The organism is Stenotrophomonas sp. Ps181 (genome assembly GCF_025697425.1).
GTDB lineage: Bacteria > Pseudomonadota > Gammaproteobacteria > Xanthomonadales > Xanthomonadaceae > Stenotrophomonas > Stenotrophomonas sepilia.
The window spans coordinates 13,636-25,685 of record NZ_JAHWBI010000009.1 but is presented as its reverse complement, the minus strand read 5'-3'; the positions used below and the strand labels follow the sequence as shown (position 1 = coordinate 25,685).

Genomic DNA, 12,050 nt, shown 5'->3' with positions numbered 1-12,050 from the left:
CAGGGCAAGGTGAGCCGAGGGGCCCGGTCCTGGCGACCTCGGCCGCAGCGGCGGACAGCCAGCTGAATGGGCCGCTTCGCCGGCGTGAAATCCACCTTTTCGCGAATCGTCAAGTTCGACGTATAATGTTGGACTTCTTTTTCCAAATCCGGCGCCGACTGGCCCCCTTTCGTATGTCCATCGAAAATCTTCGCAACATCGCCATCGTCGCCCACGTCGACCATGGCAAGACCACCCTGGTCGACCAGCTGCTGAAGCAGTCCGGCACCCTGTCCGAGCGCACCGTCCTCGCTGAGCGCGTGATGGACAGCAACGACCAGGAAAAGGAACGCGGCATCACCATCCTGGCCAAGAACACCGCCATCACTTGGGAAGACAAGAAGACCGGCATCAAGAACCGGATCAACATCGTCGACACCCCCGGCCACGCCGACTTCGGCGGTGAGGTCGAGCGCGTGCTGTCGATGGTCGACACCGTGCTGATCCTGGTCGATGCGATGGACGGCCCGATGCCGCAGACCCGCTTCGTGACCCAGAAGGCCTTCGCGATGGGCTTCAAGCCGATCGTCGTGGTCAACAAGGTCGACCGTCCGGGCGCCCGTCCGGAGTGGGTGATCGACCAGGTCTTCGACCTGTTCGACAAGCTCGGTGCCACCAACGAGCAGCTGGACTTCCCGATCGTCTACGCCTCGGGCCTGAATGGCTACGCGGGCCTGGAAGACACCGTGCGCGACGGCGACATGACCCCGCTGTACGAAGCGATCATGCAGCACGCGCCGAAGCCGGAAGTGGACCCGGAAGGCCCGTTCCAGATGCGCATCAGCCAGCTGGACTACAACAACTTCGTGGGCGTGATCGGCATCGGCCGCATCCAGCGCGGCACCCTGAAGAAGAACATGCAGGTCGCGGTCATCGACCGTGAAGGCAAGAAGCGCAACGGCAAGGTGCTGCAGGTGCTGGGCTTCATGGGCCTGGAGCGCATCGAGCAGGATTCGGCCGAGGCCGGCGACATCGTGGCCATCTCCGGCATCCAGGAGCTGACCATCTCCGACACCATCTGCGCACCGGACTTCCCGGAAGCCCTGCCTGCGCTGACCGTCGACGAGCCGACCATCTCGATGACCTTCCAGGTGAACAATTCGCCGTTCGCCGGCAACAAGGACCTGTCTGGTGGCAAGTTCCTGACCAGCCGCCAGATCAAGGACCGCCTGGACCGTGAAAAGGTCCACAACGTGGCCCTGAAGGTCGAGCAGCTGGAAGACGCCGACAAGTTCCTGGTCTCCGGCCGTGGCGAACTGCACCTGTCGGTGCTGATCGAGAACATGCGCCGCGAAGGCTATGAGCTGGCCGTGTCGCGCCCGGAAGTGATCATCAAGGAAATCGACGGCCAGCTGATGGAGCCGATCGAGCAGCTGGTGGTGGACATCGAAGAAATCCACCAGGGCGGCGTGATGGAAAAGCTGGGCACCCGCAAGGGCCAGTTGAAGAACATGGAATCGGACGGCAAGGGGCGCGTGCGCCTGGAGTACCAGATCCCGGCCCGTGGCCTGATCGGCTTCCAGAACGAGTTCAAGACCCTGACCCAGGGTTCGGGCCTGCTGTTCCATGTGTTCGACCACTACGGCCCGAAGGAACAGGGCGCCATCGCAAAGCGCATCAACGGCGTGATGATCGCCAATGCGCCGGGCGTCACCCCGGCCTACTCGCTGGGCCCGCTGCAGGAACGCGGCAAGCTCTTCGCTGCCGAAGGCGACAACGTGTATGAAGGTCAGCTGGTCGGCATCCACTCCAAGGACAACGACCTGACCGTCAACGCGATCAAGACCAAGCCGCTGACCAACATGCGCGCTTCGGGCAAGGACGATGCGATCCAGCTGACCCCGGCGATCAAGTACTCGCTGGAACAGGCCCTGGACTTCATCGAAGACGACGAGCTGGTCGAGATCACCCCGAAGGAGATCCGCCTGCGCAAGAAGTTCCTGACCGAGAGCGACCGCAAGAAGGCTTCGCGCGGCGGCTGAGCCTGCACCCCGTGAACCAGAGCGGCTACAACCCGGATCCACACCGGCATCCGGGCCTGCACGTCATCGCCCTGCTCGAAGCGAGCAAGGCGTTGCTGGCGCTGTTGGCCGCCACCGGGCTGGAAGTGCTCGGACCGCAGCCGCTTCGGCACGGCATCATGGTCCTGATCCGGCGTTTCAGCCTGGATCCGGACCATGGCACCCTGCCCTCGCTGCTGCATATGATCAGCCCCGACGCGGTCCACCTGGCCGCAGCGGGGATGATCGGCTACGGCCTGCTGCACCTGGTCGAAGCCTGGGGCCTGTGGCGGGCCAAGGCCTGGGCTTCCTGGCTGGGCTGCCTGACGGCCTCGCTGTACCTGCCCTTCGACATCTTCGCGATCATCCGCCACCCCGGCTGGCCGTCGTGGACGATCCTGGCGATCAACCTGATCGTGGTCTACGTCCTCGCCCGCGATCTGCGCAAGCGCCACCGCTGAGCACCGGCTACACTGGGGATTGGAGCCGACCAAGCCGCCCCATGCGCCCGTCCTTGCCGCCTCTGCTGACCTGCCTGCTTGCCGCGCTGCCTGCGCTGCTTTCGGCTGGCTGCAGCCCGGCCACGCCCAGCGCGCATGCGGCCGAACCCGCGAGCCGCAACGTGCCGTTCCCGTACGCCGAAACCGATGTTACCGACCTGCAGGCGCGGATGACCGCCGGTGAACTGGACAGCACCACCCTGACCCAGGCCTACCTGCAGCGCATCGCCGCCCTGGACCGTGCCGGGCCCCGCCTGCGCGCGGTGATCGAGCTCAACCCCGATGCCCTGAAGGAAGCCGCCGCGCGCGACCGCGAGCGCCGTAGCGGCCACCTGCGCGGCCCGCTGCACGGCATCCCGCTGCTGTTGAAGGACAACATCAACGCTGCGCCGATGGCCACCAGTGCCGGCTCTCTGGCCCTGCAGGGCTTCCGACCGGACGACGCCTATCTGGTACGCCGGCTGCGCGACGCCGGCGCCGTCGTGCTGGGCAAGACCAACCTCAGCGAATGGGCCAATTTCCGCGGCAATGATTCGGTCTCCGGCTGGAGCGCGCGCGGCGGCCAGACCCGCAATCCCTATCGGCTCAGCCACTCGCCTTGCGGCTCCAGCAGCGGCAGCGCGGTAGCCGTGGCCGCCAACCTCGCCAGCGTAGCAATCGGTACCGAAACCGACGGCAGCATCGTCTGCCCGGCGGCGATCAATGGCATCGTCGGCCTCAAGCCGACCGTCGGCCTGGTCAGCCGCGACGGCATCATCCCGATTTCCTTCAGTCAGGACACTGCGGGGCCGATGACACGCAGCGTCGCCGACGCTGCAGCCGTACTGACCGCAATTGCCGGCCGCGATGATGCCGACCCGGCCACCGCCACCATGCCCGGCCGTGCGGTGTACGACTACACCGCGCGGCTGGATCCGCAGGGACTGCGTGGCAAGCGCATCGGCCTGCTGCAGACGCCGCTGCTGAAATACCGCGGCATGCCGCCACTGATCGAACACGCCGCCACCGAGCTGCGCCGGGCCGGTGCCGTCGTGGTGCCGGTGGAGCTGCCCAACCAGGGCGCCTGGGCCGACGCCGAACGCAAGGTACTGCTGTACGAGTTCAAGGCCGGGCTGGAGCGTTACTTCAGCGCCCACCGCGCTCCCCTGCACAGCCTGGCCGAATTGATCGCCTTCAACCAGGCGCACAGCAAGCAGGAACTGGGCCTGTTCGGCCAGGAACTGCTGGTGGAGGCCGATGCCACCGCCGGCCTCGCCGATCCCGCCTACATCCGCGCGCGCAGCGATGCGCGCCGGTTGGCGGGCCCGGAAGGCATCGATGCCGCCCTCGCCGCCCACCAGCTCGACGCCCTGGTCGCGCCGACCACCGGCACAGCGTGGCCGATCCGCAGCGAAGGCGACGACTTCCCCGGCGAGAGCTACAGTGCCGCCGCCGTCGCCGGCTATCCCAGCCTCAGCGTGCCGATGGGCCAGATCGATGGCCTGCCGGTCGGCCTGCTGTTCATGGGCACCGCCTGGAGCGAACCGAAGCTGATCGAAATGGCGTACGCCTACGAACAGCGCACCCGCGCGCGGCGGCCACCGCACTTCGGCACCGACACGCTGATCGACGCCGGCGAGCCTTGATCCGGGATCGCCGGCCAGCGGCCGGCGCTACCGTTCGGGTTCCGGCTCCATCGGCACGATTGCCGCCTCACCGTCTTCAGCCCCCGGTGAACGCACATCTGCAGTACGTGCACGTGGACCACGCGGCATGTCCAGCTCGTCAGCATGCTGCAGCCGCGCACGCAGCTGCGGCAGCGACTGCGGATGCTCACGTGCCAGGAAATCAAGCATGCGTTCGCGCACCAGGCAGCGCAGATCGAAGGCATCACCCGAGCTGCGCGCACTGACCAGCAGCCGCACCTGGATCGCACGCTCGCTGGTTTCTGTCACCTGGGTCACGCAGACCCGGCCATCCCACAATGCCTCGCCCCGGCAGATGCGCTCCAGCTCGGCGCGGATCGCCGCGATCGGGGCACGATAGTCCAGCCACAGAAACGCCGTGCCGAGCAGATCGGCGCTGCGCCGGGTCCAGTTCTGGAAGGGGTTCTCGATGAACCAGGTCAGCGGCACCACCATCCTCCGCTCGTCCCAGATGCGTACCACCACGTAGCTGCTGCCGATCTCCTCGATGCGTCCCCACTCGCCTTCGACGATCACCACATCGTCCAGCCGGATCGGCTGGGTCACTGCGATCTGCAGGCCAGCGATCAGGTTGCCGAACACCGGCTTTGCGGCGATACCGGCCACCAGGCCGATCAGGCCCGCCGAGGCCAGCAGCGCGGTGCCGATCTTCTGCACCATGGGGAAGGTCAGCAGCACCAGCGAAGCGCCCAGCACGATGATGCCGCCCATCAGCACGCGGCTGAGCACCCGCGTCTGGGTCTGGATGCGGCGCGCTTCCAGATTGTCGGAGACGTCGATGGGATGGCTGCGCAGGATGGCCCGCTCACCCGCTGCCACTGCGCGTACCAGCAACCAGATGAAGCAGGCGGTCAGTGCGATATGCAGCACCCGTTGCAGGTTGCCCAGAAGGGGATCCTGCAGCGGCGTGGCCTGCAACGCAGGGATCAACAGCAGCAGCGGCCATGCGGTGGCCATTGGCAGCCCGAGCACACGGCCGATGCGCGCGCGCCGCCGATCACGCCCTTTCAGCCGGTGGTAGATCCACAGGATCAGCCACGCGCCGATGCCGCCCACCACCACGGCCAATCCCAACGGCCATGCGTAGGCCTGTGCGCTCTGCCAGTGCACCGTTGTCACCTCCAGTCGAACCGCCAGGTGGACAGCCTCGCGCATGGCGCATGAGCGTCACGTCAGCCGTTCGTAAGCAGGGTGTTGGTCGGCAGGGCTTGCAGCCCTGCACCTGCGGTAGTGCCGGCCGCTGGCCGGCAACCTCAACAGCAACAGCCGAAGCAGAAGCGGGTTTCCTGTGGGATGGCGGGGCGGGTCCGGTTGCGGGAGACGCCGTAAACCCATCCATGGGGGCTTGGCCGCGGCATCCATGCCGCGGACACTCCCGCAACCGGACCCACTCCGCCTTCGACAGATTCCCGCGATCTGCAGTAGATCCACGCCATGCGTGGATGAATCTCCATCGGAATCGAATATTTCGAATTGGAATCCCAAAGCATCCACGCATGGCGTGGATCTACCGTGTCGACCAAGGTCGACACCTACCAACAGCCGCGGGAATCTGTCAAAGGTGGGGCGGTGTCGGAGTGCGGGGTGTCAGCCGCATGGATGCGGCTGCCAAGCTTACAGGGACGTACTTGCAGCGTCCCCGCACTCCGACACCGCCCCGCCATCCACGGAATGAGTGCTGTTGCCGTTGCTTCGGCCGTTGCCGTTGCCGTTGCGTCCGCAGGTGCAGGGCTGCAAGCCCTGCCGCAACACCCTTACCGCACCTGCTCCTGCTTGCGCACGATCGCCATCGCGATCTCCAGCGACTGCTCGTAGTTCAACCGCGGGTCCACGGTCGAACGGTATGCACGCTCCAGGTCGCGCTCGGTCAGTTCGCGCGCGCCGCCGATGCACTCGGTCACGTCCTCGCCGGTCAGTTCCAGATGCACACCGCCCAGGCGCGTACCGGCGGCCGAATGCAGATCGAACGACATCTCCACCTCGCCACGCACGTTGTCGAAGCGGCGTGTCTTGAAACCGTTGGCGGTGCTTTCGGTATTGCCATGCATCGCATCGCACACCCACAGCACGCGGCGACCATCACGCTTGACCGCGTCCAGCAGCGGCGGCAGTTTCTCGGCGATCTGCGTTGCGCCCATCCGATGGATGAAGCTCAGGCGGCCCGGCTCGTCATGTGGGTTGAGCACATCGATCAGGCGCAGCAGCTGGTCCGGCGTCACCGACGGGCCCACCTTGATCGCAATCGGATTGCGCACGCCACGCAGGTACTCCACGTGCGCGCCATCGAGCGCGGCCGTGCGCATGCCGATCCACGGGTAATGCGTGCTCAGGTTCAACCAGCCCTGCTGGCGCGGCACCTGGCGGGTCAACGCCTGCTCGTAGGGCAGCAGCAGCGCTTCGTGCGAAGTGTAGAAGTCGATGCGGTTGAGGTTGTGCACGCGAGCCCCGGCCAAGGTCTCCATGAAGTGCACCGCATCGCCGATCGAGGCCACCATCTTCTGGTACTCGGCCGCCAGCGGGGAGTGGCTTACCCACTCCAGGTTCCAGTATTCGGGGTGGTGCAGGTCGGCGAAACCGCCGTCGATCAGCGCACGCACGAAGTTCATCGTCATCGCCGAATGCGCGTGGGCCTGCAGCATCCGCTTCGGGTCCGGCAGGCGCGCTGCTTCGGTGAACGCCGGTGCGTTGATCACATCACCGCGGTAGCTGGGCAGGGTCAGGCCGTCACGGGTCTCGGTGTCGGCCGAACGCGGCTTGGCGTACTGGCCGGCAAAGCGCCCAACGCGGATCACCGGCTGGCGCAGGCCGTGCACCAGCACCAGGCTCATCTGCAGCAGTACCTTCAGGCGGTTGGAGATGGTGCCCGATTCGCAGTCGCTGAAGTTCTCGGCGCAGTCGCCGCCCTGCAGCAGGAAGCGCTTGCCTTCCTGGGCCTCGGCCAGCTGCTGCTTCAGTGCCAGGATCTCCCACGAGGTGACCAGCGGCGGCAGCCGTTTCAGCTCATGCAGGGCCGCGTCCAATGCCACCGGGTCCGGGTAGGTCGGCATCTGCAGCGCGGTCTTGCCACGCCAGCTCTCCGGCGACCAGGCAGCGCCAGCGTTGGTCGCGGCGGGATCGGAGGCGGGCGGAACGGCGGACAGGCTCATTGCAGACTTCCGGGGTGGGGGGCGGTCATGGTCGCAGAGCCAGCCGCTGACGCAAAGGCCCACGCCCACCGCCCCGGCCACCTGAACGGCAGGGAAAGGCCAGCGCCAGCAGCCAGATCCAGCATGGTCAGCCGCACGGGACAGGCGCATGATTTGTTACGGAGTAACACTTGCACGTCATGGACCGGCCCCTTCCACGCCCAGCCGCCCCCTCTCTCACCATGAAGCCCTCGCCCCTCGCTACCGGCATTACCTTCGCCCTGGCCTTGGCCAGCCTGCCCGCCTTCGCGGCAGCGGCCGACGACACCTCTTCCTCCGTCAAGGATCTGGACGCGGTCACCGTCCACGCCCAGCTCGACCAGGCCCGCAACGCGCTGTCACCGGACATTGGCAGCAGCCAGTACCAGATCACCGCCGAAGACATCCAGAAGCAGCCGCTGGGCGCCTCCGCGCCGCTCAGCCAGGTGCTGCTGCAGGCCCCGGGCGTGGTCCAGGATTCCTACGGCGGCGTGCACGTGCGCGGCGACCACGCCAATCTGCAGTACCGCATCAACGGCGTGCTGCTGCCCGAATCGATCTCCGGCTTCGGCCAGACCCTGGATGCCCGCACCATCAAGAGCATCCGCCTGATGGACGGGGCGCTGCCGGCGCAGTTCGGCGAGCGCACCGCTGCAGTGGTCGACATCACCACCCGCAGTGGCGCCGAGCTCGGCAATGGCGGCAGCGCCGGGCTGACCGCAGGCTCGTTCGGCAAGATCAATCCGAATGCCTCGTGGTGGGGCAACCAGGGGCGCTGGAGCTGGTTCCTGACTGGCAACTACGACCAGAACGAGGTTGGCCTGGAGAACCCGACCCGCTCGCGCAAGCCGCTGCACGACGACACGCATCAGGGCAAAGCCTTCGCCGACCTGACCTACCTGGTCAACGAGAACACCCGCCTGAGCGTGTTCGCCGGCTTCGCCAACAATCGCTTCCAGATCCCGGTCAATCCCGGGCAGACCCCGCAGTTCGGTTACCTGGACACGACCGCCTTCGACTCCAGCCAGCTGGATGAAACCCAGCGCGAGACCACCCGCTTCGGCATGCTGGTGCTGCAGGGCACGCTGGGCGGCACCGCCTACCAGCTGTCCGCCGGGCAGCGTTACAGCGACGTGGCGTTCAACCCGGATGTCATCGGCGATCTGGTATTCAGTGGCGTCGCCTCGCAGGTCCAGCGCAGCAACCGCGCCAACACCCTGCAGGCCGACTTCTCCACCCCGCTGGGCAGCGACCACACGCTGCGCTATGGCCTGTACGGCAACTACGAGAATGCGCGCGCCAGCAACAACAGCTGGGTGTTCCCGGTCGATGGCGCCGGCCAGCAATCCAGCACCACGCCACTGCTGATTCCAGACCGCAGCGCCTTCCACGCCAGTACGCTGGCGGTGTACGTGCAGGATGAGTGGAAGATCGGCGACGACTGGACCGTCAACTACGGCCTGCGTGGTGATCGCTACAAGGCCTTCGGCCGCACCGAGGGCCAGCTCAGCCCCCGCGTGGGCGCGGTCTGGAATGCCAGCGACAGCACCACCGTGCATGCCGGCTATTCGCGTTACTTCACGCCACCGGCCAGTGAGCTGATCGCCAGCAGCGACATCGCGCTGTACGACGGCACCACCAACCAGCAGCCGGGCGGCGGCAACAACATTCCGCTGGCCGAGCGCAGCGACTACTACGACATCGGCGTGTCGCAGCAGGTCGGCGACCACCTGACCCTGGGCCTGGATGCCTATGACCGACGCGTCGCACGCCTGCAGGACGAAGGCCAGTTCGGTGCCGCCTACATCTACTCGACGTTCAACTACGGTCGCGGCCATATCCATGGCCTGGAGTTCAGTGCCGACTACAGCGACGGTCCGTTCAGCGCCTACTTCAACGCGGCGTACAACAAGGCCATCGGCACCAAGGTCATCACCGGCCAGTACAACCTCGATCCGGACGCGCTGGCCTATGTGGCCAACCATTGGATCCACCTCGACCACGACCAGAAACTGACCTCATCGGGTGGCTTCAGCTACGCCTTTGCCGGACACAACCGGGTCGGCGCCAACTACGTGTTCGGTAGCGGCCTGCGTTCGGACATCGAGGGCGTGCCCAACGGCGGCGAGCTGCCGGCGTACCTGCAGGTGAACCTCAGTGCCGGGCATGACTTCAATGCCGACAGCGGCCATCCGCTGCATGTGCAGCTGGCGGTCATCAATGCATTGGACCGCAGCTACCAACTGCGCGACGGTGGCGGTGTCGGCGTCTTCGCCCCGCAGTGGGGACCCCGCCGAGGTGCTTACCTGAGCCTGCAGCAGGACTTCTGAGGTAGCGCCGGCCGCTGGCCGGCATCCTCACGGTGTGCCGGCCAGCGGCCGGCACTACCTGCGTTCAGCGCTTGATCTTGGGCAGCGACACCACCAGCGCCCACAGCGCCAGCAGCACGAACCACACGCCCGACCACATCGGCATGGTCAGGCCCAGGAACGTCCAGTCGATGTTGCCGCAGTTGCCGGTACCGGTGAGCACCGTGCGGAACACTTCCAGCGGCCCCATGGTCTCGCGCAGGAAGCTCAGCGGCGGGCCGCAGGTCGCCCCCATCTCCGGTGGCAGCATCTGCACGTAGACGTGGCGCGCAGCGATGCCTGCGCCGACCGCGGCCGCAATGAAGGCGAGCACACCGTAGGTTGCCCGGCCGGGACGGTTGGAGGGCCCGTGCAGTGCACCGATCAGGAACAGCAGGCCCAGCGCGGCGAACGCCAGCCGCTGGAAGATGCACAGCGGGCACGGCTCCAGGCCCATTTTCAGCTGCAGGAAGATCGCGTAGCCCAGCAGGCCCGCGCAGATCAGGAAGCCCAGGAAGAACTGGGCGCGGAAGGGCCAGCGCAGTGGATTCATCGTCAACGCTCGAATGGATCAAGGTGCCAAGCGTAACCGAGAGCGCGCGCCATTCGAACCGCCACAGGTGACGCCTGTCGGAACGGTGCGGGTCTGATCCGACGCGCAGAAACGCAAAAGCCCGGCAGAGGCCGGGCTTTCGCTGTGTCGCGTTGGAGCGGTCCGATTACTCGGCCACTTCCTCGGCCACGACCGGACGGTCAACCAGCTCGACGTAGGCCATCGGCGCGTTGTCGCCGGCGCGGAAGCCGCACTTCAGCAGGCGCAGGTAGCCGCCCGGACGGTTCGCGTAGCGCGGGCCCAGGATGGTGAACAGGTTGCCCACGGCTTCGTTGTCGCGCAGGCGGGCGAAGGCCAGACGGCGGTTGGCGACGGAGTCGACCTTGGCCAGGGTGATCAGCGGCTCGGCAACGCGGCGCAGTTCCTTGGCCTTCGGCAGGGTGGTCTTGATCAGCTCGTGCTTGAACAGCGAGGCGGCCATGTTCTTGAACATCGCTTCGCGGTGGGCGCTGGTGCGGCTGAACTTACGGCCAGACTTCTGGTGACGCATGGTGATATTCCTTGGTTAATGATGAGGCTGTGCGGATCGTTGTCGCCATCCTGGCGTTGCTGCGCGGACTGCGGATGGTCCTGGCCGCCCGTCCTGGACGACCTGCCGCGCGAACCTGCGGTTCGTCGTGGCATGTAGTGTTGCGTTGAAGGCCCCACCGCGAACGGTGGAGCCTTCAGGCATTGCCGATATCAGCCCAGCATGCCGTGGCTGGCGACGCCGGCCGGCGGCCAGTTCTCCAGCTTCATGCCGAGCGACAGGCCGCGCTGAGCCAGCACTTCCTTGATCTCGGTGAGCGACTTCTTGCCCAGGTTCGGGGTCTTCAGCAGCTCCACTTCGGTCTTCTGGATCAGATCGCCGATGTAGTAGATGCTTTCAGCCTTCAGGCAGTTGGCCGAACGCACGGTCAGCTCCAGATCGTCGATCGGGCGCAGCAGCACCGGATCCACGCCGTTGTTGGCCGGCTTGGCCGCACCGCGGTCGCGGTGGGTGAAGTCACCGAACACCGACAGCTGGTCGCTGAGGATGTCGGCGGCGGTGCGCACGGCTTCCTCGGCATCGATGGTGCCGTTGGTCTCGATATCGATGACCAGCTTGTCCAGGTCGGTACGCTGTTCGACGCGGGCCGCTTCCACGGCATAGGCGACGCGGCGGACCGGCGAGAACGAGGCATCCAGGACCAGGCGGCCGATGGCACGGGTTTCTTCGTCCGGACGACGACGCGCGGCAGCCGGCTGGTAGCCGAAACCACGTTCGATCTTCAGACGCATGTTGATTGCCGTGTCCTTGGTCAGGTGGCAGATCACATGGTCGCCGTTCAGGATCTCCACATTGTGGTCGACCTTGATGTCGGCAGCGGTGACAACGCCCGGGCCCTGCTTGGACAGGGACAGGGTGGCGCTGTCGCCGGAGTGCATACGGATGGCCACGTCCTTCAGGTTGAGCAGGACTTCGAGCACGTCCTCCTGCAGACCTTCGACCGTGGTGTACTCATGCAACACGCCGTCGATTTCGACTTCCGTGATGGCGAAGCCCGGGATGGACGACAGCAGCACGCGACGCAGGGCGTTGCCCAGCGTATGCCCGTAACCCCGCTCCAAAGGTTCGATAACGACCTTTGCACGGGTGTCGGTAAGGCGTTCGATCTGCGGACCGCGAGGACGCAGAACCTGGTTGGCGGTAACCGTCATGTTGCGGGTTCTCCTAGTGAA

At 66.2% G+C, this 12,050-nt stretch carries 9 protein-coding genes; 4 read left to right on the top strand and 5 right to left on the bottom strand.

What is annotated here, in order from left to right; genetic code table 11:
- Positions 1-173 precede the first annotated feature (173 nt).
- The 3 genes from typA to KXV01_RS18140 are packed head-to-tail and all read left to right on the top strand — an operon-like array spanning position 174 to position 4,164.
- Positions 174-2,021 (top strand): translational GTPase TypA, encoded by a 1,848-nt coding sequence (gene typA, locus KXV01_RS18150; protein ID WP_005415427.1) that lies wholly within the window; start codon positions 174-176, stop codon positions 2,019-2,021.
- Positions 2,022-2,032: 11 nt separating this feature from the next.
- On the top strand, positions 2,033-2,500 hold the full coding sequence (locus tag KXV01_RS18145; protein ID WP_049414692.1) for a DUF2127 domain-containing protein: 468 nt from the start codon (positions 2,033-2,035) through the stop codon (positions 2,498-2,500).
- Between the two features lie 41 nt (positions 2,501-2,541).
- On the top strand, positions 2,542-4,164 hold the full coding sequence (locus KXV01_RS18140; protein WP_049414694.1) for an amidase: 1,623 nt from the start codon (positions 2,542-2,544) through the stop codon (positions 4,162-4,164).
- Between the two features lie 27 nt (positions 4,165-4,191).
- On the opposite strand, the gene KXV01_RS18135 is transcribed toward KXV01_RS18140, so the two are convergent.
- Both KXV01_RS18135 and KXV01_RS18130 read right to left on the bottom strand, forming a co-directional pair.
- On the bottom strand, positions 4,192-5,379 hold the full coding sequence (locus KXV01_RS18135; RefSeq protein WP_258390885.1) for a mechanosensitive ion channel family protein: 1,188 nt from the start codon (positions 5,377-5,379) through the stop codon (positions 4,192-4,194).
- Between the two features lie 599 nt (positions 5,380-5,978).
- Positions 5,979-7,370 (bottom strand): 3-deoxy-7-phosphoheptulonate synthase class II, encoded by a 1,392-nt coding sequence (locus KXV01_RS18130; protein WP_049440180.1) that lies wholly within the window; start codon positions 7,368-7,370, stop codon positions 5,979-5,981.
- A 221-nt stretch (positions 7,371-7,591) separates the two neighbouring features.
- Between KXV01_RS18130 and KXV01_RS18125 the strand changes: the two genes are divergently transcribed.
- Positions 7,592-9,718 (top strand): TonB-dependent receptor, encoded by a 2,127-nt coding sequence (locus KXV01_RS18125; RefSeq protein WP_099494645.1) that lies wholly within the window; start codon positions 7,592-7,594, stop codon positions 9,716-9,718.
- A 64-nt stretch (positions 9,719-9,782) separates the two neighbouring features.
- On the opposite strand, the gene KXV01_RS18120 is transcribed toward KXV01_RS18125, so the two are convergent.
- From KXV01_RS18120 to rpoA, 3 genes are all read right to left on the bottom strand, one after another.
- Positions 9,783-10,289, bottom strand: coding sequence for a disulfide bond formation protein B (locus KXV01_RS18120; RefSeq protein WP_049416179.1), 507 nt, complete (start codon positions 10,287-10,289; stop codon positions 9,783-9,785).
- A gap of 166 nt (positions 10,290-10,455) precedes the next feature.
- A complete protein-coding gene (gene rplQ / locus KXV01_RS18115; protein ID WP_005408217.1) occupies positions 10,456-10,839 on the bottom strand; it encodes a 50S ribosomal protein L17 in 384 nt (127 codons plus the stop codon).
- A 191-nt stretch (positions 10,840-11,030) separates the two neighbouring features.
- Positions 11,031-12,029 (bottom strand): DNA-directed RNA polymerase subunit alpha, encoded by a 999-nt coding sequence (rpoA, locus tag KXV01_RS18110; RefSeq protein ID WP_005408216.1) that lies wholly within the window; start codon positions 12,027-12,029, stop codon positions 11,031-11,033.
- Between the last annotated feature and the right edge of the window lie 21 nt (positions 12,030-12,050).